The organism is Scytonema sp. HK-05, from assembly GCF_963872035.1.
Lineage (GTDB): Bacteria > Cyanobacteriota > Cyanobacteriia > Cyanobacteriales > Nostocaceae > Kalymmatonema.
The window spans coordinates 15,599-39,272 of record NZ_CAWMYC010000126.1 but is presented as its reverse complement, the minus strand read 5'-3'; the positions used below and the strand labels follow the sequence as shown (position 1 = coordinate 39,272).

At 44.5% G+C, this 23,674-nt stretch carries 19 protein-coding genes; 7 read left to right on the top strand and 12 right to left on the bottom strand.

The genetic code is table 11. The annotated features are described in order from the left end of the window. The first annotated feature begins 18 nt into the window (after positions 1-18). The 4 genes from AACT52_RS27755 (at position 19) to AACT52_RS27740 (ending at position 6,277) form a co-directional block, all read left to right on the top strand. Complete coding sequence (locus AACT52_RS27755; RefSeq protein ID WP_073634090.1) at positions 19-798, top strand: peptidylprolyl isomerase; 780 nt, start codon at positions 19-21, stop codon at positions 796-798. Positions 799-842: 44 nt separating this feature from the next. Then, positions 843-3,794 (top strand): peptidase domain-containing ABC transporter, encoded by a 2,952-nt coding sequence (locus AACT52_RS27750; protein WP_073634089.1) that lies wholly within the window; start codon positions 843-845, stop codon positions 3,792-3,794. 89 nt (positions 3,795-3,883) lie between these two features. After that, positions 3,884-5,338 carry an HlyD family efflux transporter periplasmic adaptor subunit gene (locus AACT52_RS27745; RefSeq protein ID WP_073634063.1) on the top strand — a complete coding sequence of 485 codons (1,455 nt, stop codon included), beginning with the start codon at positions 3,884-3,886 and terminating at the stop codon, positions 5,336-5,338. A gap of 288 nt (positions 5,339-5,626) precedes the next feature. Next, positions 5,627-6,277, top strand: a complete 651-nt coding sequence (locus AACT52_RS27740) for a hypothetical protein (protein WP_073634088.1) — start codon at positions 5,627-5,629, stop codon at positions 6,275-6,277. 37 nt (positions 6,278-6,314) lie between these two features. On the opposite strand, the gene AACT52_RS27735 is transcribed toward AACT52_RS27740, so the two are convergent. The 6 genes from AACT52_RS27735 to AACT52_RS27710 form a co-directional block, all read right to left on the bottom strand. Next, positions 6,315-8,591: a GumC family protein gene (locus AACT52_RS27735; RefSeq protein ID WP_198941001.1), complete on the bottom strand. Its 2,277-nt coding sequence runs from the start codon at positions 8,589-8,591 to the stop codon at positions 6,315-6,317. A gap of 1,326 nt (positions 8,592-9,917) precedes the next feature. Further along, positions 9,918-10,913 carry a malate dehydrogenase gene (locus AACT52_RS27730; RefSeq protein WP_073634062.1) on the bottom strand — a complete coding sequence of 332 codons (996 nt, stop codon included), beginning with the start codon at positions 10,911-10,913 and terminating at the stop codon, positions 9,918-9,920. Between the two features lie 558 nt (positions 10,914-11,471). Further along, positions 11,472-12,053, bottom strand: a complete 582-nt coding sequence (locus AACT52_RS27725; protein ID WP_198941000.1) for a nitroreductase family protein — start codon at positions 12,051-12,053, stop codon at positions 11,472-11,474. A 143-nt stretch (positions 12,054-12,196) separates the two neighbouring features. Beyond that, a complete protein-coding gene (locus AACT52_RS27720; protein WP_073634061.1) occupies positions 12,197-12,943 on the bottom strand; it encodes an SDR family oxidoreductase in 747 nt (248 codons plus the stop codon). Next, on the bottom strand, positions 12,921-13,394 hold the full coding sequence (locus tag AACT52_RS27715) for a hypothetical protein (RefSeq protein ID WP_233154089.1): 474 nt from the start codon (positions 13,392-13,394) through the stop codon (positions 12,921-12,923). The genes AACT52_RS27720 and AACT52_RS27715 overlap by 23 nt, the downstream gene beginning before the upstream one ends. A 21-nt stretch (positions 13,395-13,415) precedes the next feature. Beyond that, positions 13,416-13,631 carry a hypothetical protein gene (locus AACT52_RS27710; protein ID WP_233154088.1) on the bottom strand — a complete coding sequence of 72 codons (216 nt, stop codon included), beginning with the start codon at positions 13,629-13,631 and terminating at the stop codon, positions 13,416-13,418. Between the two features lie 507 nt (positions 13,632-14,138). Here AACT52_RS27710 and AACT52_RS27705 point away from each other — a divergent pair. Then, positions 14,139-15,713: an outer membrane protein assembly factor BamB family protein gene (locus AACT52_RS27705; protein ID WP_143172893.1), complete on the top strand. Its 1,575-nt coding sequence runs from the start codon at positions 14,139-14,141 to the stop codon at positions 15,711-15,713. Between the two features lie 40 nt (positions 15,714-15,753). On the opposite strand, the gene AACT52_RS27700 is transcribed toward AACT52_RS27705, so the two are convergent. From AACT52_RS27700 to AACT52_RS27690, 3 genes are all read right to left on the bottom strand, one after another. Further along, on the bottom strand, positions 15,754-16,155 hold the full coding sequence (locus AACT52_RS27700; protein WP_073634060.1) for an ATP-binding protein: 402 nt from the start codon (positions 16,153-16,155) through the stop codon (positions 15,754-15,756). Between the two features lie 33 nt (positions 16,156-16,188). Continuing rightward, positions 16,189-16,446 (bottom strand): hypothetical protein, encoded by a 258-nt coding sequence (locus AACT52_RS27695; protein ID WP_073634059.1) that lies wholly within the window; start codon positions 16,444-16,446, stop codon positions 16,189-16,191. 128 nt (positions 16,447-16,574) lie between these two features. After that, positions 16,575-17,540 (bottom strand): ribonuclease Z, encoded by a 966-nt coding sequence (locus tag AACT52_RS27690; protein ID WP_073634085.1) that lies wholly within the window; start codon positions 17,538-17,540, stop codon positions 16,575-16,577. Positions 17,541-18,353: 813 nt separating this feature from the next. Here AACT52_RS27690 and AACT52_RS27685 point away from each other — a divergent pair. Further along, positions 18,354-20,795 carry a CHAT domain-containing protein gene (locus tag AACT52_RS27685; protein ID WP_073634058.1) on the top strand — a complete coding sequence of 814 codons (2,442 nt, stop codon included), beginning with the start codon at positions 18,354-18,356 and terminating at the stop codon, positions 20,793-20,795. 66 nt (positions 20,796-20,861) lie between these two features. Here AACT52_RS27685 and AACT52_RS27680 read toward each other — a convergent pair whose 3' ends face one another. Genes AACT52_RS27680 through AACT52_RS27670 form a run of 3 tightly spaced genes read right to left on the bottom strand, consistent with a single transcriptional unit; the run spans position 20,862 to position 21,564 of the window. Then, the gene (locus tag AACT52_RS27680) at positions 20,862-21,071 is read right to left on the bottom strand and encodes a hypothetical protein (protein ID WP_233154087.1); all 210 of its coding nucleotides are present in this window, start codon (positions 21,069-21,071) and stop codon (positions 20,862-20,864) included. Between the two features lie 51 nt (positions 21,072-21,122). Then, on the bottom strand, positions 21,123-21,326 hold the full coding sequence (locus AACT52_RS27675) for a type II toxin-antitoxin system VapC family toxin (protein WP_233154086.1): 204 nt from the start codon (positions 21,324-21,326) through the stop codon (positions 21,123-21,125). Then, positions 21,310-21,564 carry a CopG family transcriptional regulator gene (locus AACT52_RS27670; protein ID WP_073634057.1) on the bottom strand — a complete coding sequence of 85 codons (255 nt, stop codon included), beginning with the start codon at positions 21,562-21,564 and terminating at the stop codon, positions 21,310-21,312. The genes AACT52_RS27675 and AACT52_RS27670 overlap by 17 nt, the downstream gene beginning before the upstream one ends. Positions 21,565-21,748: 184 nt before the next feature. Between AACT52_RS27670 and AACT52_RS27665 the strand changes: the two genes are divergently transcribed. Then, the gene (locus tag AACT52_RS27665) at positions 21,749-23,641 is read left to right on the top strand and encodes a response regulator (RefSeq protein ID WP_073634056.1); all 1,893 of its coding nucleotides are present in this window, start codon (positions 21,749-21,751) and stop codon (positions 23,639-23,641) included. Positions 23,642-23,674: the final 33 nt, after the last annotated feature.

Genomic DNA, 23,674 nt, shown 5'->3' with positions numbered 1-23,674 from the left:
AGAGTTATTCCAATAAATATGACTACAGTTTTACAAATTGGTAATCGCGCGATCGCAGCTTCTGAAATTATTCCTTTACTAGCTAGTAATAACATCATCCCGCAATTAATATGCGAGAGCATTATTGATCAGGCGATCGCCCCAATCACTTGCACAAAAGAAGAAACGGCTGATGCTCTAGAGCAATTTTATCAGCATTGGGATTTGACAAGCGAAGATAAAAGACAAGCTTGGCGGGAACGTTATGGTCTGACCCAAGAACAGTTAGAACTCATGGCAACGCGAAAGCTCAGAATTGAAAAATTCAAACAAGCCTCTTGGGGACATCAACTAGAATCTTACTTTCTCAAACGCAAAAGACAGCTAGATAAAGTTATTTACTCCTTAATTAGAACCGAACAAAGAGGAACCGCCAACGAACTCTACTTTCGGATTAAAGAAGGAGAACAATCCTTTGCTGAACTTGCAGCTGAATATTCCACGGGTCCAGAAGCCCAAACGGGCGGAATCATCGGTCCAGTGGAATTTGGTAGTGTCGCTCCCAATTTTGCCCAGCTACTTTACACAAGTCAAGTGGGTGTGATTCAGCCACCCGTGCCTTTTGGAGAATCATGGATGATTGTGCGCACTGAAAAGCTAGTTCCAGCACAGTTAGACAATTTCATGCGCCAAAGATTGCTACAGGAGAATTTTGAAGTTTGGTTTAAACAGCAACTCACTCAACTCTCGCCTGAAGAAAAAATTTGGATGGGAGTCAACCCCAAATCAGCGCAGATTCAAGAGGCGAACGTCGCCTAGAACAGAAGGGGATGGCGAGAAATTATAAAAATTTGGTGCAGCATATGACCAATACCACTATTGATATTAAAGAATTTTTTACAGATGTATTTCCTTTCAAACATCTGCCTGAGAATGTACTAGAAAATTTATTAACAAAAGTACAATTTTTGCGCTACCGCATGGGGCAAGTGATAGTGACGCGGGAAGTGATGCCCCAACAGATTAGCATTATCTACTCTGGGCAAGCCCGCCTGTTAGGCTTCGACAAACGCACAGAGAAACCTGACACGCTGAAGTTGCTGCAACCAGGAGAAGTTGTGGGTTGGGTGAGTCATGTGCGGGGCGTGGCTTGTGAAACAGTAATAGCCTCTACAGAAGTGATTTGCTTCAGTTTAGCGATCGCCGATTTTCTTAGTGTGATCAAGCACGAGTCGGCTTTTGCAAAGGCGCTGCACCAAAATGCAGCATTAGTAGAAGTGTATGAGTTGTTGGGCGAAGAACTCAGTCGGCGGGCTGATGGCAAGACTGATTTAGTTAGACTATCGCGAACTGCTTGGGAAGCTGCTATTGTACTCACACTTCCTGCAGCAAAAGATATGAGATCCCCCCTTTATAAGGGGGATTATCTGTGGCTAGTGAGCAGCAGTTCTCAAGCTGAGTTTCCGGTAGGTAGCCCTCTAGAGTTGAACGGTACTAACCCCAAACTGTACCTCAACGCAAATATGCGTCTGGTAGGTTTACCCAAATCTTTGCTCCCAGCACTACCAGAAAGGCCACCAACGCCAACAACAGCAGATTCTTGGCTAGCAGAAATTCCTTACGCCCCAGAGATTGCCACAAAACCAGAATCAGCCAAGCAGTCTAAACGAGCAAAGTACCCCTACATCCGGGCACGAGGTCCGGTGGATGCATCCTTGGCTTGCTTCCAGATGTTGAGCCAGTATTTTAATATGCCGTTCCGCCGAGATATGCTGCGGCGGGTTGTGACGAAACAGTATGAACGCACCAGCAGTATATCTCTGCAATTTTGCGCTGCAGTAGCAGAGTTGATGGGGTTGACAACGCAGATAGTCAAGATTCCCGCGTCTACAGTTAGCCGCTTGCAACCTCCGGTGATGATTTCCTGGCAAGACAGTTTTGCCATCATCTACAAAACCAGCAACCAAGAATTACTCATCGCCGTTCCAGAAATGGGACTAGTGCGCCGCAAATCCCGAGACTTTGCCGAAACCTGGGGACAAGAGGGCGAAGTGCTGCTGCTGCAACCGACAAAAGAAACCCCCAAGTCGCGGTTTGGTCTTTCGTGGTTTGTGCCTGCATTACGTCGCCACCGTAAGGTCCTGATTGAAGTGCTGATTGCTTCTATCGTGGTGCAAATTTTTGGGTTGGTGAATCCCCTAGTCACACAGGTGATTATCGACAAAGTCCTGGTTGGCAACAGCCCTGACACCCTGACAGTTTTCGGTATCTTTTTGATTGTAGTGTCGGTGGTGGAAGCGGTACTCACTAATGTCCGCACCCATTTGTTTGTGGATACCACTAACCGTATTGACCTATCGCTAGGTTCTGAAGTTATTAATCACTTGTTGCGTCTGCCCTTATCTTATTTTGATCGGCGTCCAGTGGGGGAATTGGCAACCCGAGTTAATGAACTCGAACACATTCGTTCCTTCCTTACAGGTACGGCTTTAACGGTGGTGATGGATGCGGTCTTTTCAGTCATCTACATCTTCGTGATGGGGATTTATAGCTGGGTGCTGTCTTTAGTAGCACTAGCAACAGTACCGCTGTTTGCCTTGTTGAATTTGTTGGTTTCTCCAGTCATGCGGCGACAGTTACATGAAAAAGCCGAACGCAACGCCGAGACACACTCCTACTTGGTGGAAGTAATGGCGGGAATGCAGACAGTCAAGGCGCAAAATTTGGAGATGCGATCGCGTTGGCAATGGCAAGAACGCTACGCCCGCTATATCAGTGCTGGGTTTAAGACTATTTCTACCCAAACAACTGCTGGTTCTTTAAGCAATTTCCTCAATAAACTCTCCAGTCTGTTGGTGCTGTGGGTGGGGGCGTATCTTGTCCTCAACGGGCAACTTACCCTAGGACAACTCATTGCCTTCCGCATCATTTCCGGCTATGTCACCAGCCCTCTGCTACGGTTAGTGCAACTGTGGCAGAATTTCCAAGAAACTGCCCTGTCCCTACAACGTCTCAGCGACATTCTCGACTCACCCCAAGAAACAGAAGGCGAACGTCAAAATATCCTTATGCCGGCAATTGAAGGTCACGTCCGCTACGAAAATCTCTCTTTCGGCTTCCGTGCGAATGGACCTTTGCAACTGTGCAACATCAACCTAGATTTTCCTGCTGGTTCCTTTATAGGCGTTGTCGGTCAAAGCGGTTCTGGGAAAAGTACACTGCTAAAATTGCTACAAAGGCTTTACGAACCGAAGTCAGGGAAAATCTTGATAGACGGCTACGACATCAGCAAAGTGGAACTTTATTCCCTGCGGCGTCAGATTGGCATGGTACTACAAGATACCTTGCTATTTGACGGGACAGTGCGAGAAAACATTGCCTTGGCGTATCCTGATGCTAGTGATGAGGAGATTATTGCTGCTGCCAAAATTGCCTATGCCCATGATTTTATTATGTCGTTGCCCAACGGCTACAACACATCTGTAGGTGAGCGGGGTTCAGGGCTTTCTGGGGGACAAAGGCAAAGGATTGCGATCGCCCGCACCGTCCTGCAAAATCCCCAATTGCTGATCCTCGATGAAGCCACAAGCGCCTTAGATTACAACGCAGAAGGACAAGTCTGCCGCAACTTGGCGTCAGCATTCAAAGACAAAACAGTATTTTTTATAACTCATAGGTTAAGTAGTATCCGTAATGCCGACGTAATTCTCATGATGGATCAAGGCGCAGTGGTGGAACAGGGAACCCACAAAGAATTAATGGCGCTGAAGGGTTATTACTACTGTTTGTATCAGCAACAAGAAGCGCAGATGTAGAGAGTAGTTAGTGAGAAAACAATTAACAAATGTAGAGACGTGTCATGGCACGCCTCTACAACAACCAATAACTTGTTAGCAGAATATTTATGAATACTGAATATAACTTTGACCAACCCGTTATTCTACAACAATCTCCTATTTGGTCACGAACGATTGCCTGGGGAATTGTTGGTGTTACTGTTTTTACAGTCATTTGGGCATCGGTGTTTAAAATTGATGAGGCAATTCCCGCTAGTGGTAAGCTAGAACCACAAGGTGCAGTCACTGATATTCAGGCTCCCGTCGGTGGTGTTGTCAAGCTAATTCACGTTAAAGACGGTCAGCAAGTCAAAAAAGGTCAACTTCTGATTAGCCTAGAACAAACCACGGCACAGGCGCAGCTCATATCATTCCAAAAAAATCGCGCCGCCTTACTGCAAGAAAACGAGTTTTACCGCCGCCATCTCATGGGGCATGTGTCACCAAACCTCAAGAATGTAGTGACACTGAATATTAGACCAGAAATCGCCTCCTTAACCCAGAGTCGCGCCGCAATAGCTGCGGAAAATCAGGTTTATCGATCGCAGTTAAACGGTTCTACTGCGGGAGTTATTCTGACTCCAGATCAACAATTGCGCTTGCGAAGTCGCCAGTTGGATTTTAGTTCACGCTTGGCGGACACTCAGTTAGAAAAACAAAAGACGCAAGAGAAATTGAGCCAAAACCAATTGGAGTTAGCCAGTGCTAAAGATATGCTGGCAATTAATCAAAAAATTCTCAAGGATATGGAACCGGTGATGAAGGAGGGCGCGTTTCCCCGGATGAGGTTCTTGACACAGCAGCAGGAAGTTCTCAAATCCCAGGCAGAAGTTGCCCGACTCACGAAAGAACAGCAGCAATTAAAGTTAGGAATTACCCAGGCACAAGAAAAACTCCGCAATACTGAGGCTTTATCTAAAGAAGACTTACTATCACGAATTACGACAAATGACAAGAGCATAGCCGAAATCGACAGTCAGCTGACTAAGATCATTCTGGAAAACCAGAAGAAAATCAACGAGATTGACAGTCAGATAAGTCAGACGCAATCTACCTTGAAATATCAGAAAATGACCTCTCCGGTGGACGGAACTGTTTTTGAACTGAAAGCCAAAACTCCAGGATTTGTGGTTAACTCCAGCGAACCAATTCTGAAAATTGTTCCTAAAGATAACTTGATTGCCAAAGTCTACATCACGAACCGTGATATCGGCTTTGTCAAAGAAGGACAGAATGTCGATGTGAGAATTGATTCCTTTCCTTTCCAACAGTATGGTGATATCAAGGGCGAGCTCATTTCGATTGGTTCAGATGCCCTACCTCCAGACCAAGTTTATAATTTCTACCGTTTTCCTGCAAAAGTACGCTTGGATAGGCAAACAGTGCTGATTCATAATCGTCAACTCCCACTGCAATCGGGTATGTCAATCAATGCGAATATCAAATTGCGCCAGCGCACTGTTATGAGTATCTTCACTGATTTCTTTGTGCAAAAAGCCGAAAGCTTGAAATTCATCCGTTGAAGAGGAGGATGGGGAGGGCTCAAATTCAAAATTATAAATTCAAAATTCACGCATTAAGAATTCTTTTTTTTGTTCGCTTCGCGTGCCGTAGGCATACTTTGAATTTTGTTCGCTTCGCGTGCCGTAGGCATACTTTGAATTCTCCGCAGAGGGTTGGGGTGAGGTAAAGCAGGAATTATAAGTTAGCAACAAAAGCAGTAAAGCAGACAATATCACGACAAAGGGTAATGCTCCAGAGTCCCTTTGTGAGCAATACTGAAAATGCTTGCTCTGTTTGCCACCACTGCTATGGACCGACTGGAGGAACTATTACGCCGCTTAGTTGACGAAGCCTGTGGACACCCACCCGGAAGCCCAGAACGTCAAAAACTGCTCACGCGAATCATTCGCTTAACCGCCAGCAAACTTTGGAGGGAAAGTACTCCGCACTATCAGGATGCACTGCAACAAACCTGGTTGTATTTTTGTCGCAACATTTGTGAAGGTACAACAGGGCAAACGTATGATCCGTCTTTAGGTAGTGTTATAACTTGGCTGAATGTTTACTTGAAACGCAGACTGCAAGACTTTTACCGCCAGCAGCAGCGACAACAAGCCAGAACAGTCTCTGCTAATATCAATACTGCTCGCTCAGGTGAAGCAAATGAAATCATTGACCCTGTAGATAACCTTCCCGCGGAACCTGATGTTCCTCCTATTTTAGAAAACGTTAGGTTGTGGGCAGAAAAAGATGAGGATGGACAACTGTGCCAGACTCACATTCAAGGGCGTCCGCAAGTGAATTGTCAAATGTTAATTTTGAAACGTTTGCCGCCGGAAGCAGGTTGGAAGGAACTGTCAGCAGAATTTGGGCTGCCAGTTTCTACTTTGAGTAGTTTTTATCAACGCCAGTGTCTTCCTCGTTTACGTAAATTTGCTGAGAAAGAAGGTTATTTATAGCGGTTCTTAATTGAATGCACTACAACAATCTTTTTTCTTACAGGGAACGCTTCGTTCCATTAGCAATAATCCCAATCAGATTCAACTTACTCAAGATTTCTGTTGCTTGTATCAGTTCATTACGGGTCACTTGATCCATGCGCCCGACCATCACAATCCCATGACACAGAGATGCCATAATCCTGGCATCAACTGTGCTGAGAATGGAAGAAGTATCTATGAGCACAACGTCATAATTTTGCTCGAAAAACTCAAGCAGTTCTTTCATTCGTGCAGAGCTTAATAGCTTAAGTGTATCTTCTGGTGTAGGTCCAGCAGTCAAAACATCAATAGAGGGATGAATGGGCTGGATGTATTCCTTAACTGAGGAATTTGTTTCCTCAACTAACAACAGGGATAGTCCCCAATCATTGGTTAATCCCAAAATTTTGTGCAGGTTGGGCTGTCGCAGGTTGGCATCAATCAATAGAACCCGTTGATGCATACGGGCAGCGCTCACTGCAAGTCCCAGCGCCAAGGTTGACTTCCCTTCTCCAGATCGTGCTGAAGTCAACATCACAGACTTGTAGGGAACAGAAGGCTTTGATATTTGAATATTTTGGTACGCCATATCGAGTGTTTCATGGGAGGGCAATAAGGCGTAGACGTTAAGTTGCTTTTCGTCAGATATGGCTTCTTTTGAGAAGGCAGCGAGTAGGTGTTGCAAAGGCAGGCGGAACAACCTCTTTTTGGTACTCAGCAGTGAAATTTCTGGAACTGTCCCTAGTAAACGGAGGTTTGTCAGCCTCTGTAACTCTTCTGGAGAAGAGACGGCATTGTTAGAGATTTCTGACATCAAGGCGGTTGTCACCCCGAAAATTGGTGCTAATAAAACTCCCCCAAGTAATATCAATAGCTTATTGCTACCCAAATATGTTCCCCGTTGGGGTTCTTCCAATACTTGCAAATCAAACCCTCCCTGAGCAATCATCAACCCTAAAGATTGTTGCATTGCCATCAGTTGCTCAAGTGTTTTACGATTTGTTTCCACTTCTGGCAGCAGGCGGTTGTACTCTGCTATCAAACTTGGGTATTTGCTAAGCTCCGCGCGAATTTGCGCTTCTGAGTTAGCGAGGCTCTTTTCATTGGCACGCAGCCCTAAGACATTTGTCTGTACCTGAATTAGCTCTTCCACAAGCTTCAAGTCAACTTCTGGTACTTGCCCTCCTGTCAGCAGTGCTTCTGTACCAGACGATTCCTCTGTACCCAATTGCTTCTGTTTGAAGAAAGTAGCTGGGGTCGCTTGCACAGCTTTGTTTCCTAGCGATCGCTTAATCTCCTCTTGTAGTAACGCCACTTGACTACGCCGCTGCTGTACCAGTTTTTGAACTTCTGGATAGTCATCTGTATAGCGCAACCGCTCCTGAGTTAAAGCCAAGTCAGTCTTTTGAACCTCATTAAGTAGTGTTTGGTAGCGAGTTGACTGACTCAGACGAAAGGAGATAAGTGCATTCTCGGGTAAGAACGACAATTCTTGTTTTAAGTTGTCGTAACGAGCTTGTAAGTCTTTAAGCTGTGCGCGAGTGATTCTCAGCTGTTTCTTAATATCAGCAAGAGATTCCAGAAGAATTTTGCTTTGCACCTCTGGGTTGAGTAAATGATGTTTTTTACGAAACTGTTCTAAAGTTTTCTCAGCTTGAACCATTTTCTCTTTGACCTTAGGCAGCCTTTCGTTGATCAAAGAAAGCCTTTTAGAAAGGCTCTGTTTTCGTAGCTCTATGTTATGTTCTTGATACACATTTTGTAGAGCCTGAAGAACTTTTTGTGATCTCGTTGGTTCGTTGTCCTTGAAAGACATTTCAAAGACTTGATGAATGACTTTATTCTCAGCTATTTGCCGCTCTAATAAATTGATAGCCAAAGGACTTTGTTGACCCTTCTTGCCCTTGATATCTTCTACTGTCAAATATGGATAATCAGAACGTAGCAAATTAACTGCCTTCTGAATCAACGTGGAACTCAGCATCAGTTTATGCTGAAGAGTGTAGTCAATCATGTCAACATTAGGGTTAGTAAAATTGCTTTCTACACCTTCTTGGATATGACTTGATCCTACCCCTTGATTAAGCTGAGAACTCACCAGTATCTGTATAGTACTTTGATACGTCGGTTTTGCAGTTAAAGCCAGAAGGCTAGCAACCGACATGACTACGCCAGAAACACCCAAGATTTGTAAGCGTCGGCGAAGCAGAATTGTAGAGAGTTTTCTGCCCTTAACCTTGCTTTGTGGGGAAGCAATAACTATTTGCCCACGCTTCAGACTAATGTCAGCCACAATCAAAGTCCTCTTAATTATATCGAATTACTTTTTCTACAAGATGGTGAGAAAATTTTTTTAGGAGTTCAAACAAGTGCAGGAGGGAGTCGCTCACAAGACATTTATTTTCAACTGTTGTGACTTCATAAACTCCTTCTTTTATTCCTACACCATACACTATTTTAACTTGGGGATAACATTGCCCTTAGAGGATGTTTGAAAAGTATTAGGCGAATATAATTCGCTACTACACAAGCAAAGTCCACCTCCGTGGACTAATGAAAAATTAAGAGTTTCAGAACCTGCGGAGGCAGAGAGAAGTCCTGCAGGCGGGTTTCCCGCCGTAGGGAACTTCGGAGTTTTGTCTGTATAGCCAAGCCAGTGCGTTGCGGGGGTTCCCCCCGTTGTAGCAACTGGCGTGCGATTTCTAATCGCCAGGATACATAAAAATAAGCTTTTAAGACATCCTCTTAATTTTCACTCATAAGTTCAAAAGTAAAACATAGATTGCTAATGACTCTCTCTGACTTGGAACAACATCCACCAAAAATAGCAAATCTTTTTTTAGACTACAACACTTGGAAGATGTCACCTCTGCTGATTTTTTTTAGTTTCATTTCAACCTAAGTGACAATATAGAGATAGTCAACCCATTTTGCCTATCTTTACCATATCGTTACTAGTCGAGCTTTTTTAGCTTTATAGTTATTTTGTAAGCTTTTTATACAATTTTTGGGTTAGTTTTCCTTTGGTGATAAATCTTGCGACGGTTACAAAAGTAGAACATAGTTAATGTTGTACTTTGCTTAAGCTGATTTCGTATTTTACTATACTTGTAAATACACTTAAATATATCTACTTTTTGAAATTTTGCTATTAACTCTAAATGCTTATTATAACAAGATAAGTAAAGCGAATATTTGAATATGTGGCGTTGAACAATAATAGAATGAGTGATTCAATGGTAACAGGCAAGTATGTGTGATATTTTTGTGTGAGTCACAGTTTGATAAAGATGACAATCGTATACAGAATGTTTGCTATCAAGCAGCTTCAAAGCTTGATATTTGTCTATTTACATTTATATATTTGTGTATTACTTTACTGAATAAGAGATAAAATACCGAGATATTTTTAATTTGATTGACTTTAACAATTAAAGATTTCGTAAAAATGAGAGAAAATGGGCGGAAAATAAAGAGATTTCCTTGTGTTGAGGAAACCGCCCGTTAAATCGTCTAGTACTCATCTGCTTTAATCATGCAATGACATTTCAATCACTTGTATAAGTTAGCTCAAGGTTAAAGTTGCCGAATTCAAGCAGTTGTACTACTTTGCCGTCTTTTAGCCTGCAATCAGTTGGGTGTTGAAAGTTTGTTCTTGTCGTTGTGGCTCAGACAACAGTTGGTAAGCATGATTCAGTTTTGCGGCGGAGACTTCCAGTAAATGTTGCTCAACTGCATTTCTAGGGAATACAAGGCGGCTTTCAATGCCATGTTTGCCAATGATACAAGGGAGCCCCAGAACGACCTCATCTCCCACCCCGTAGGTAGGTGAAGCCTTAACAGAAACCGTAAACATTCGCTTTTCATCTCGCAGAATGGCATCGACCAATTGAGCAACGCTTGTGGCAATGCCATAGCTGGTATGTCCTTTTCGCTGCATGATTGCCTTACCACGATCGCGAGTTACGTCGGCGAGTTCTATCTGAATCTGTTCTAATGACGTACCTTTGGGTAGCGGAAACTCAGTTAACGGAATCATCCCGATCGCAGCATTTGACCAAACTGGAAACTCACTATCGCCATGTTCCCCAATCACTTGCACATGCACATCGTACTTATCAACATTGAGTCGCTTACCAAGCTGATATTGTAGTCGGGCAGTATCTAAAACCGTTCCTGAGCCAAAAATTAAATGCTCTGATCGCGTGGACGTTTTGATCGCAATTCGGGTGAGAACATCCACAGGGTTGCTGACGAGAATGACGATCGCATCAGGGGCAACTCGATCTAATTCCCGCACAATCGGACGCAGAATTGCTGCGTTTGCGCCAAGTACATTCAAGCGTGACTGTCCAGGTGTTGGGGTTGCGCCAACAGTCACAACAATGATATCGGAATCGGCTAAATCTTCGTAGCGATTAGAGGGAATAACATCCATTTCCTCTAACAACGGAATGGCATCATTAATATCCCAGGCTTGTCCTTCGGCTTTGGATAAGTTGCGATCGAACAGCACCACCGTCACGGATTTACTGAGAAGTACCAAAGCGTTAGCAACGGCTGCGCCGACATTTCCTGCACCGACAATACCAACTTTAGAAGGTTTAATACTCATACTGACCTCATTTGTGAAACTGAGCCTTATTAGTTGTCAGCCGGAAACCACTTGCAAACGTAATTTGCCATCGACTAGAAACCATTGAGCGATCAAACCTCGCTTTTTAACAGTCTGAGCAACAAAGGAATCAAGAACGGTCTTCGTTTGAGATGGTTTGCTGCCGACGGTAAGTCATGCTTCACCCTCAGCTGAACTATATTATTCAATTTCATTCGAGTTGAAACCAGTCACGATTAGCCAGTTAACACTCAACTTAAGCACGAGAAATGAAGTGAACCCAAAGTTGGTTGTCTCCGTAAAAGAATTGCTGGATTTCCTTGCACGAACCATTCTTTGATTTCCTCAAAGTTGTTGTAGCACGATATTATGAGCTAGCTCAACCTTGAAGTGGTTCACAGATTGATTTGTTTTGCAGAGGTGAACCGATTTGTTATAGGCGCAATGAATCTATCTCCAAGGATTCTATGAAGGAAAGACAGCCTTTTTTATTTGTCGAGAAACGAAACGTTTTTCTCAACAGCTTCACGGCTTATGTGCAAATGATTAGCGGGAAAATCAGGATCGGAATAGCCAACGGCTAAGCCACAAATGATCAGTAATTCCGGTGGGATGTTCAACTCGCTGCGGATGATTTCGGGATAAGCCGAAGCGCGAAACCTCTACGCAAGTGCCAATGCCACGAGCAGTTAGGCTCAGCACCAGCGTTTGTAGATACATCCCCACACCCAAGGCATCCGCAAAGCCCATATCTTGGTGCATACAGATAATGCCGACCATTGGTGCGCCAAAAAATTCGTAATTGTGCAGAACAGCTAGCTGTCTACTCACTTTATCGTCACGAGCAATCCCCATCGCCCCGTAGACTTGTGCGCCCAGTTCCTGGCGGTAATGCTGGAAGGACTCTGGCAGCCCAAAGCTGGTGGGCGGCTGCTGCTTGGCTTGGTTTAGCAAAGCCTCTTGCAGACGATCTCGACGGGTGCCTTGGGCAAACACCACCGGCCACGGCTGGGTGTTTGAATTTGACGGCGCGAGCTGCGCTAGAGCGAGGGCTTCATCAAGCAAAGCCCGTGGCACTGGTTGAGATAAGAATTTGCGTGTTGAGTGCCGCTCTTTGATAGTTTGGTCGAGATCAAACATGTTTTATCAACCTCTATGAGAAATAAATGTGAACGCTCAACCAGGATTCCAGGGAGCTGCCTAATAAATAGGCTCTTCTAATCCTTACTTGGATGCCTATGCCAGGAAGTCATCCCCCTGACTTAGGCATTCACCTACGGCAGTTATGCGCTGAACCCTCCGTCGATCGTCAGGCTTGCACCCGTGATGTAACCGGACTCAGGACCAGCTAGATAAGCGACCATCCCCGCAATCTCCTCGACGGTGCCGTAGCGGGGCAGTGCCATGAACTGCTTTTTGAGCATCTCAGCAAACTCGCCCTCTGGGGGATTCATATCCGTAGCGACTGGTCCGGGCTGCACGTTGTTGATCGTAATCCCACGCGGTCCGAGGTCACGCGATAGCCCTTGCACAAGCCCTTGCAAAGCAGATTTGCTCATGGCATAAACGCCGCCACCGGCAAATGGCATACGTTCGGCGTTGGTGCTGCCGATGTTGATGATGCGTCCGCCCTCTTTCATATGCTTGACTGCGGCTTGCGTCGCCACAAACACAGCACGCACGTTAACGGCGAGGGTTCGATCAAAGTCCGCGAGCGTGAAATCGTCGATAGGAGCGATCGCTAGAACACCCGCATTGTTGACGAGGATATCAATGCCGCCCAATTTGTCCACTGTTTGCTCAACAGCGGCGACCACTGCACTGGCATCGGCGCTGTCGGCTTGGATGGCAAGAGCTCGGACACCTAGCCCCTGCGCAGCTTGCGTGATCTCGTTGGCTTGATCGGGCGAGCTGCTATAGGTAAAGGCGACATCAGCGCCTTCACTTGCCAAACGCTTGACGATAGCAGCCCCGATACCACGACTACCTCCGGTAATGAGTGCGCGTTTATTCTTGAGTGTGTGGTTCATGTTTGATACCGTATGATGAGAAATCGGATAAATCAAGAGAATTCATAAGACCTGCTGTGGTTGACCAATCGTTTTCAATGCCAATACGCTCATCCAACATCCCAATCCATCCACAATTAATATAAGGTAAGCTGTGACGAGCGAAAAGCAGACCCCAACCTTCAAAGGAAACTTGAGACACATGATCAGGACTAATCACGATGAAATGATTGTAGATTCCAAAAAGGAGTGATCCTGCTATTGAACTAAGCAACAGCCAGCTACCAATGCGGTAGAACTGGGTCCAAAGTAAAACAGCTGCAATGATGGGAGTCGGAAAAATCACAATACCCACAAACAAACTCTGAACCAGAGAGAGGCGAACTGGGATTTCCACATGCGCTAAACCATGCAGTCCGTTTGTGAGCGCGTGCATGACCACGATCGCTGTTCCATATTGAGCAATCTTCATCTTGCTTCTCCCTATAAATTGTTAACTGGCATGAGCCACGGCGGTGTCAACCATCCATTCCAAAGGTCGAGGCTGAAAATTCAGTTCGCGTTTTGCCTTAGCATTCGATGCCCCTCGCATCTGAGTACCGTAATAGACAGCATCCGCACCACTCATTCGCAGAGCATCCTCAACCGATACCTGCGGAGGTGGTGGAGCATTGAGCCATTGGGCATAAGCACAGAGCCACTCGCGCACCTCTAAGGGGCGATCGTCCGTAATCAGGTAAATGCCAGGATTGCCTCGCTCAACTAAGTTAATTTCAACTTAAGTGTTTTGAAGCGCGCTCGCCTTTGGAGAGCTTCGATACGCGCAGAACAATCAGCAAACCACTTTCATCCTGATTGAAAAATATCAGGTTAAGCTGAATTCTGACAAAGGTCTCGTCACTACGAGACTAAAAATTTACCTATAGGAATAGAACGCTTAAGTTGCATCTTAACTTAAAAACTTAAGTGGACTGAATAGAATGAAAGTTGAAGAATGATGACAGCAGACAAGAACCTTAGTACAGCATTTGATTAATTCGTAATGTTTTTAAACGCGTTGAGCATTGAGGTAAACGCATTCGTGACGCAGAGTTTTCGTTTAAGTTTTCGCTATGAACTTATGCAATCATGTACTTAGTAGTAACAAAGGAGATCAGTGATAGTGAGTTTGATTAAAACTTATTCATCCTGTAAACGAACACTTGGAATTGTTACAGTGGCATTAGTCTTTATCATGCCAACAGTTCGTAGTAGTGCTGAAGAAAGTCAGTGGGGATCGGATAATCAGTGGAGGTTGGGTGGTCAGAACCTAAACAATACTCGCTCTACAGCAGGTGAGAGATACCTCAGTCCAGAGAACGTAACACACTTGTCTCCTAAATGGGTTTTCAGTGCAGGTGGTGAACTCTCTGCAACACCAGCAGTTGTAGATAAAACTGTATATATGCCAGACTGGGGCGGTAATTTTTTTAAGATTGATGCACAGACGGGTACACAGATTTGGGCAAATAGCATTGCAAGCTTAATTAATGATCCAAGTATCCCAAAAGCTGTATCGCGCACAAGTCCAGCACTCCAGGGGAATAAAGTGATTATTGGTAGCCAGGAAGGTGCTTTCCTGATAGCAGTTAACAAAGATACTGGCAAGCTAATCTGGAAAACAAAACTTGACGAGCACCCGTATGCTATTATTACTCAATCACCGACCATTTATGGCAATCGTGTGTATGTTGGAGTTGCCTCTTCTGAGGAAACAGCGGCTAACGATGCAAACTACCCATGCTGCACATTCCGTGGAAGCATGACGGCGGTAGATTTGAATACTGGAAAGCTACTGTGGAAAACTTACACTGTACCGGAAAATTATGGTCAATCGGATGGCTACTCAGGTGGAGCAGTATGGGGTAGCACACCAGCAATCGATCCAAAGCGAAATTCGGTATATATTGCAACAGGCAATAACTACAATGTGCCTCAAACGGTAAGAGATTGTATTGCAAAACTCTCTTCACAGACAGCTCCTGATCAGTCGCAATGCCTCGATCCCAATAATTATATTGACGCGATCATGGCACTTGATCTCGATACTGGCACGATTAAGTGGGCAAATAAACTACAGGGATACGATACCTGGACTCTTGCCTGCTACTATGGCGTTATCTCTAATTGCCCTGACCCCAAAGGAGCAGATTATGATTTCGCTCAGGCACCCATGCTTTTTACTGTTAAAGATGCTGGAAAATCGCGCGATCTACTTGGTGCTGGTCAGAAGAGTGGTGTCTTTTGGGCGCTTGACCCGGATACTGGAAAAGTCGTTTGGAGCCGAATTGTTGGTCCTGGTGGTCCTATTGGTGGAATAATGTGGGGTTCGGCTACGGATGGTCAACAAATTTATGTTGCGATTTCAAACTACGGATTTGAGCAGTACACATTAGAGCCCTCGGGTGAGACTATTAAAGGTGGGTCATGGAGTGCGCTCGATGCAGCGACTGGCAAAATTATCTGGCAAACAGCAGATCCAACAGGTGAAAGGGATATGGCTCCAATCACAGTAGCGAATGGAGTGGTGTATGCTGGCTCGATGGCATCTGGAGCCGATAAGAATAACATGTATGCATTAGATGCAAAGACTGGTAAGATTCTATGGAATTTTAACAGTGGGGGATCAGTAGTTGCAGGTGCAGCAGTGGTTGATGGTACAGTGTACTGGGGTTCTGGCTACACCCACGTCCCAGGCGAGTTTAAGTCTAATAATAAGTTTTACGCATTTACAGTCTCGAACCATCCGTGACAGGTTAAGGTGAGGGAGTTGCAACAAAATAAAATACAGTTCAAGGTGGGATAATGGTAATATCCCATTTGGGCAATGTTTCAAAGTGATGGACTAATATGCATATACCCACAGTGGTGGGGGTCAGAAAACTGTTGACCATATCCTCTCCCTGTACCTGTAGCAAAACAGGCAGCACACCTTCTAACCACTCTTCCAACGGCGGGGCATTTTGCAGCGATCGCCACACCACCACCTCAAACTCGCTTTGAATTAGCTGTACCAGCTTGGCTGCCAAGCTGCTTTTGCCAATCCCACCAATCCCCAGCAGCAGGACGAGGCGGCACTGTTCCTCCAACACCGACTGCTTGAGGCGCATCAGTTCTTCACTACGTCCGCACAAGGTAGAGGTATCAATGGCACTACCCCAATCTGACTGAGGCTGCTCCGCTTGGAGGATCACTTCTGCTTCCTCAATGGCAGCACTGGGTCGAGTCTAGTCATTCTTGCTTAACTCCAAGCCAAAGGCTCGGAATGCCCACTGCAACGATTGCTTGTCTACGGGTTCTGTACGTCCCAACACTTTGGCGATCGTATTTAAGGATAACCCCATGCGCTCGCTGAGTTCTTCCAGGGTGAAGCGATCCCCGGCATTCTCGTTGAACTCAGCTTGGGTTTTGGCTGCTTGAAACTTGCCCCACCCCTGTGTAGTTAGGATGACCCCTCGGTAGCGCCTAGTCTTTTGCAGTTGCATCAAAGTCACCTATAACAGGGACGCAGCTTAATTCACATAATTTTCACATGAGCTAAGCTTGAAGCCTACGAATGAAACTATTGTTAACAATCCACCTCTAGATGTAGAATGCATTACAAAGGCTGCATTTAAGCGATCGCCTCAGTCTTATATAACTCCTTGTCCCTCCGCCTTGGTACTTCATAAGTCATAAAATCATATGCCATCTCTGTGTTAGGAAAAATAGCACGAGCTTCCTCAAGTAAATCTTTCAACTCTATTGCATTTCCAGGAGCATAGCGGGGACTAAAATGTGTCATAATCAGTCGGCGCGCTCTTGCGGCTAAAGCGGTTTGCGCCGCCATTGTGGTTGTGGAATGCAACCTTTGAAAAGCCATCTCTGCATCTTGATGGGCGAAGGTTGCTTCATGAATTAATACATCTGCATCCTGTGCCAATTCCACAGCGCCATCACAATAAACTGTGTCTGTACAATAAGCAATTTTGCGTCCAATTTCTGTCGGTCCACACAGTTCCTGACCGTTAATCACTCGCCCATCAGCAAGGGTCACTACTTCACCGCGTTTGAGTTGACCGTAAATGCGACCGGGAGGAATTTGCAACGCTTTGGCTTTTTCTACATCAAAACGTCCTGCTCGGTCTTTCTCACAGACGCGGTAGCCAAAGGAGGTGACGCGATGATGCAAAAGACCACACGTTACAGTGAATTCATCATCTTCGTAAATCACCCCTGGACGTACAGCGTGAACTTTGACAGGATAGGAAAAGTGAGTATGAGAGTAACGTGAGGCGGCTTGCAAGTAGTCATTTAATCCAGATGGACCATAGATATCAACACGTTGTACATTTCCAGCTAAGCCGCAACTAGCCAAAAGACCCATTAAGCCAAAAATATGGTCGCCGTGCATATGGGTGATAAAAATTCGGGAGAGTTGGCTACTTTTTAGGTCACTCCGCAAAAGTTGATGCTGAGTCCCTTCGCCACAGTCGAATAACCACAGCTGAGCTCGTTGTGGTAACCTCAGGGCGACACTGGAAACGTTGCGCGATCGCGTAGGTACACCGGAACTCGTCCCTAGAAATGTTATCTGCACAGCCTTATTTTGCCTTCCTCTTGCTGAATTTGGCTTTCTATTCTCTATAGTGGCACGGAAAAAAGCAAATTTCTTTTGCCAGAAAGTCTCCCTCAGTAGAAATAACATTCTCTGCGGATCTCAGGAAAATAACAGTATTCTTCTTTTTTGTATAACAATATACTTGTTTGCCTTTCAGCCTTCTACTGACTTAAGAGGTCATTTATAAAGTAAATATTAAGTAGGATGTGTTACGGCTATGTAATGATTTGAAAGTTTGAGATAGTAAGAACTTGCCGCAGGGCATCGCAAAAGTTGGTGTCGTACTCTGGCTTTAACGCACCCTACAACTTAAGGTTTACTTTATAAATCAGTTCTAACTTTTGTTCATCTCAGTATTTCTACGAAATGAAATCTTTTTTTATGCTTATATCACAATACAGTTCAGTTAAGGATTGATCCTCCCTAGCCCTCCTTAAAAAGGAGGGAACTAAGCCCCCTTTTTAAGGGGGTTGGGGGATCTTAACAAAACTAAACACCACTAACTGAACCGTATTGGCTTATATCAGTAATTTTTCAGTATTTATGAAAAGTTATCACCACTTTAAAACATAGATTTTTTGCATTTAAAATGTTTATTTTAACCCAACATTTACAATAATTAAGTCACAATGACAATCATAACTTTCAAAATAAAAATCAATGGAAAAGCCATAAACAGACAGATTTCGGGTGCTGCAGCAAACAGTTCCCTTTGCGAATTGCTGATATAAGTCCTGCATTGGAGTGCTTGCCAAATTTGTCCAAAACTTAATATATGATCAAAGCACTTTTATGCCAAGCAAACACCAGATATCTAGTGTCCGTCGCTCATTAAAACTGATATTATTGTGCAGCCTTTCATCTATCTTATGGCTGAATCACACTGCGTTATCAGCTTGGCGATGGGAAGTTGGGGACGCAGTAACGGCAGAAACTCGCGATGCTAGTCAACTGGTGCAGCAAATACAACAAAGCAAACAGGCTATTGTTTACTATCGCCAAACCAAAAATTGGCTACAGGTAGGGCAAATGCTTACCCAGCAAGCTCAAGCTTATAAGAACTTAGGGCAACCAATAGAGGCGATCGCTCTTTTAAACAGTGTATTGCAAATTGCTCGTACACATAACAATAGTGTCTTAGAAGCATTGGCTTTAAGCAGCCGAGGGGAAGCTTATCAACAAAAAGGTGATTACAAGCAAGCAATTACAGATTTACAGGATAGCTTAAAAATTGCTAATACAATTAAAAACTCTGTCTATCGCGCTTCTGCTTTGAAAAATTTAGGAAATACATACATCAGCCTTGCTCAAGTCAATTATCTTCGTGCAAACTCCGCTGTAGAATTGGGTGATGATGACGATGCGGATATATTAAGAGAACAAGGTTTTAATTATGATTACCAAGGTTTAAAATACTTCCAAAAAAGCCTTATTCTTACCCGTCAGCACAATAATAAGCTAGAGGAAATCCACTTACTGATAAATTCGATTTTGCCTGCGAAGCGCACCAAAAAATCAAACTTAGTTAAAGCAAACTTGCAAGAAGCTTTAGTATTGCTAGAACAACTAGCAGATTCACAAGATAAAGTTTATGCAGTTATTGAATTAGCTAAATTTGTACAAGCTTTGGATGATGTCACTTTATCCTTACTTAAATGCCCAGAACCGATTGTAGAGACAGAATACATCACATCTCGACAGCTACTTCAGCAAGCCGTTTCAATTGCTCAACGTTTGCGAGATAATCGCGCTTTATCTTTTGCATTGGGTCATCTTGCTCATCTTTCTGAGTGTGGGCATAATTACGAGCAAGCACTCAAGTTAACTCGTGAAGCAGAGTCTGTTGCTGAAAAGGTGAATGCTAAAGATAGCTTGTATTTGTGGAAGTGGCAAGTTGCTCGCATTTTAAAAGCACAAAATAAACCTCTCAAGGCAATCACAGCTTATAAAGCAGCTATTACTATTTTAAAGTCGCTCCGCAGTCGTCATGTCATTTTTGATTCAAATGTACAAGAGCCTCAGGACTATTTTGAAAAAATTTACCGCGAGTTGATTGAACTAAAATTAAATTTAGTAGAAGCTGCGTCTAAAAAGAATAATAATTCTAAACTGAGTGATATACTAACCAACCTTGAAGCTTTAAAACTGGTAGAACTGCAAAATTACTTAGGAAAATCTTTCTTAACACCAGTTCATAAAAAAAGAGTTGAAGCAGATAAAGATAAAACAACTGCTGTCTTCTACTCGATTATCTTGGAAGACCGTATTGCGATTATAGTGAGTCTTCCTAACAGTGAAAAGCACTTGAAGTGGATATATATTGATAGAAAAAGCCTGAGACAACAAATCAACGAATTTCGTAGAGGTTTGGAGAGACGTAGTAACATAATTTACAACCCCCAAGAAGCACAGAATCTGTACAACTTGATAGTTCGTCCTTTCGCCAAAGATTTAGATTCATTGCACGTTAAAACTCTGATTTTTATCAATGATGGAATTCTTCGCACTGTACCAATGGCGGCGCTGCATGATGGTGAGGAATTCTTGGTTCAGAGATATGCGATCGCCACAACCCCCAGCCTAACCTTAATAAATACTAAAAAAGTGAACCATGAAAATCTCAAGGTGCTAGCTGTAGGGTTAACCAAAAATGCGGTAGTTGATGGTCGAACATATGAGGCGCTAACAAACGTCAAACAAGAAATTAATCAAGTTGTGGCACAAATTCCGGATAGCAAGCAATTATTGGATGAGAATTTTACATACGCTCATCTCCAAGCTGAACTGAGCCAAATTGCTTACTCTATTATTCATATTGCCACTCATGGTACCTTCGGCACAGTTCCCGAAGATAGCTTCCTCGTCACAGGCAATAATGCCAAGCTTACTATGACTGATCTAGATAATATGATTGGTACTGTTGCTCGCAGTTCTAAGTTAGTAGATTTACTAGTGCTGACTGCATGTGAAACTGCTATTGGAGATAACCGTGTTGGTCTTGGTTTGGCTGGTGTGGTGGGAAACGCTAGTGTGAAAAGTGTTCTCGCTTCCCTTTGGTCGATTAATGATGCTGCTACTGTCACTTTAGTGAAAAAATTTTATACAGAATGGTACCAAAACAGAGTAAGTAAAGCCGAGGCTTTGCGTAGGGCGCAACAGACACTGATTTCTAGTCGTAAGTATGCCCATCCCTACTACTGGGCACCATTCATCCTCGTGGGTAATTGGCTGTAGGTAGGCTTTTTATAAGCCTGCAACTATGCCACAGTGGTCAATATCTTGTACTCTAATTTCTGAGACTCAAGACGGCACTTGCACCCTTTGAGCTAAATCTTGCCGCAGTCGAGTGAAGTGGCTTGGATTGAGCGTGAGTAATATATCCACCTCAGCTTTGAGAGCAGCTTGGGCAATTAGCGCATCAAAAATTCCGCCACCCGGAAGATTTAGCCTAACCATACAGGCGATCGCTTGTTGGTAATCATCAGCAGTGAGCACAATTGCGGCAAACAAATCGAGGTTCTCGTCGATTAAGCGTTGGGCGATTGCCCGAAGGGCAGTGGGCTAAAGCCCAATCGCTGGCGAAATTGGTGGTCTTACAGGTAAGCGAGTCAGAACGGAATAAAGTTCAGCAAAGGTATGGGTTGAGAGATAGCCGTCAATTTCCTTTTCTTGCACCCTTTGCAACCACGGTAGACAAACACCATGCCGAGGATGGCTAACTTCAAAAGCTGCCACCAATACAGATGTGTCAAACAGGACTTTCATAATCTCTGATTAAGCCAGTGATTCGTTCTTCCCGCATTTGCTCAACAGAGGTTTCCAGGTTGCCAATTGGAGTAGATTGAACAACTAAGGTAGTCCCAACCCGGTATACCAGAGGTTCAGCATTCAGTAAATTTTCTATCGCGGCTTTCAAAAAAGCTTCTGCTGTCATACCTTGCGCTGCGGCTTGAGCTATCAAACGCGCTTCAATTTCTGGAGTTAATTCAACGGTAATTGCCATAGAATCATCCTGCCCTCTGTTTTATAATGCGATACGCCTCTGGCGCGTCTGCGATCCGCGCAATCTCCACTCATATTACATCTTTTTTGTCAACCATTATGACTTGAGCGGCGTTCTAGTATCCTAAATCTACTGAAACTGATAATATCAATCTATAAAACTGATATGTACATTTGTAAAGATTGTGAAAATTCTGCTGGTAGAGGACGATCGCCCAACGGCAGCAGTACTTTATGAGGTTCTCACGGTTCAGTACTACACAGTTGAACTAGCAACGGATGGTGAAAATGGGTTGGCATTAGCAACATCATGCAACTTTGACTTGATCTTGTTGGATCTGCTGATTCCCAAACTCGATGGGATTAGCCTTTGCCGTCAACTTCGCGCTCAGGGAGTTCAAACACCGATTCTCTTACTCACCGCTAAAGATCAGAGTGCCGATGTGGTCAAGGGATTAGATGCGGGCGCAGACGATTATCTCACCAAACCCTACGAGTTGTGTGAGTTGCTAGCACGGATGCGCGCGTTGCTGCGTAGAGGACAGACTGAGCTAGTGCCTGCTGTACTGACGTGGGAGAATCTTTGCGTCAATCCCGTCTCGGCAGAAGTCACTTACAAAGGGCAACTTATATCTCTAACCCCCAAGGAATATAGCCTGCTGGGGCTGTTCTTGCGTAATCCGCAACGTGTCTTTAGCCGCAGTGACATCATTGATCGCCTCTGGTCAATTGATGCCATACCTAGCGAAGGAACTGTCACCAATCTGATTAAAGACTTGCGGCAAAAGCTAAAGGCTCAGGGAATGTTTGCCGATCTACTCGAAACCGTCTATGGCTTGGGCTATCGACTTAAGACTCCACCCAAGAGTGAGGGAGCAAAGGGTGTGTTGTCTGGTGAACAGGGCGAACAGACACACAGACTTGGAGAAGCAGGGAAAGGAAAACGTCAAATGGGTCTTGCTTCAGTCAACAAAGTCATAGAACGTTACAAAGATACGTTTGCCCAACGAGTGATTTTGCTAGAGCAAGTAGAACTTGCCTTGCGCTTCGGGAAATTGCAGCCCGAACTCCGCCAGCGTGCAAGCAACGAAGCACACAAGCTGGCAGGGACACTGGGATCGTTTGGTTACGAGACGGGATCGAAGTTAGCGCAGGCGATTGAACATCTCCTAATGGACGACAAGCCTTTAGCGCCAACGCAAGCCCCTCAACTCTCAAAACTTGTCACCGAACTCAAAGAGGCGCTTAGTAAACCTCCCACACCACTAACTATTGAAGAGCTTGAGCCAACGAATATTCCTCTGGTGCTGGTCATCGATGATGAATCCTTGACCAATCAACTGAAAACCGAGGCGACGAATTGGGGAGTGCGGATTGAAATGGTTGCCAGTTGGGCGATCGCTCAAAAGCAGATTTCTCAATCTCCCAACGCTGTTTTGCTCAATCTTAATAAGCAAGATCCGCTTGAAAACAGTTTAAAGAAGCTGCAAAAACTCAAGGAGCAGCTTCCCACCACGCCAATTTTGGTGATGGCTGAGCAAGACAATCTAACAGAGCGAGTTGCTGTTTCTCGTTTGGGAGCACACCGATTTCTGCACAAGCCAGTCGCCGCTGCCGAAGTCTTTGAAGCGATCGCTCAAGTCCTGCCTCAATTTCAAGCCCCCCAAGCCAAAGTGATGATTTTAGACGACGATCCGGTAGCGCTGGAGCTATTGAGCAATCTGCTGCAACCTTGGGGGTTCAGGGTGAAGACCTTGCAAGACCCCCAACAATTTTGGGAGGTACTAACTACGACAACGCCTGACTTACTCCTGATCGATTTGGAAATGCCAACATACAGTGGAATTGACTTGTGCCGCGTGGTGCGACAAGATCCTAAGTGGGGAAATTTGCCGATACTGGTGGTTACTGCGTATACAGACCTAGAATCGATCCAGCAGGTATTTGCGGCGGGAGCTGATGATTTTATCGGCAAGCCCGTGGTGGGACCGGAGTTAGTGACCCGTGTCATCAGTCGCATTGATCGCTCGCGCTTACAGCAAGAACTAAAAACCCTAAAACGGAGGATTGGGAACTAACCAAATAATTCGTAATTTGCGCATTAATTCATT

Excerpts from the sequence above, each read along its gene's own strand:
- AACT52_RS27720 (WP_073634061.1), bottom strand. The coding sequence starts at position 12,943 with ATGAACCACACACTCAAGAATAAACGCGCACTCATTACCGGAGGTAGT.
- AACT52_RS27740 (WP_073634088.1), top strand. The coding sequence starts at position 5,627 with ATGGACCGACTGGAGGAACTATTACGCCGCTTAGTTGACGAAGCCTGT.
- AACT52_RS27755 (WP_073634090.1), top strand. The coding sequence starts at position 19 with ATGACTACAGTTTTACAAATTGGTAATCGCGCGATCGCAGCTTCTGAA.
- AACT52_RS27675 (WP_233154086.1), bottom strand. The coding sequence starts at position 21,326 with ATGAAAGTCCTGTTTGACACATCTGTATTGGTGGCAGCTTTTGAAGTT.
- AACT52_RS27685 (WP_073634058.1), top strand. The coding sequence starts at position 18,354 with ATGCCAAGCAAACACCAGATATCTAGTGTCCGTCGCTCATTAAAACTG.
- AACT52_RS27730 (WP_073634062.1), bottom strand. The coding sequence starts at position 10,913 with ATGAGTATTAAACCTTCTAAAGTTGGTATTGTCGGTGCAGGAAATGTC.
- AACT52_RS27745 (WP_073634063.1), top strand. The coding sequence starts at position 3,884 with ATGAATACTGAATATAACTTTGACCAACCCGTTATTCTACAACAATCT.
- AACT52_RS27715 (WP_233154089.1), bottom strand. The coding sequence starts at position 13,394 with ATGAAGATTGCTCAATATGGAACAGCGATCGTGGTCATGCACGCGCTC.
- AACT52_RS27750 (WP_073634089.1), top strand. The coding sequence starts at position 843 with ATGACCAATACCACTATTGATATTAAAGAATTTTTTACAGATGTATTT.
- AACT52_RS27695 (WP_073634059.1), bottom strand. The coding sequence starts at position 16,446 with ATGCAACTGCAAAAGACTAGGCGCTACCGAGGGGTCATCCTAACTACA.
- AACT52_RS27670 (WP_073634057.1), bottom strand. The coding sequence starts at position 21,564 with ATGGCAATTACCGTTGAATTAACTCCAGAAATTGAAGCGCGTTTGATA.
- AACT52_RS27725 (WP_198941000.1), bottom strand. The coding sequence starts at position 12,053 with ATGTTTGATCTCGACCAAACTATCAAAGAGCGGCACTCAACACGCAAA.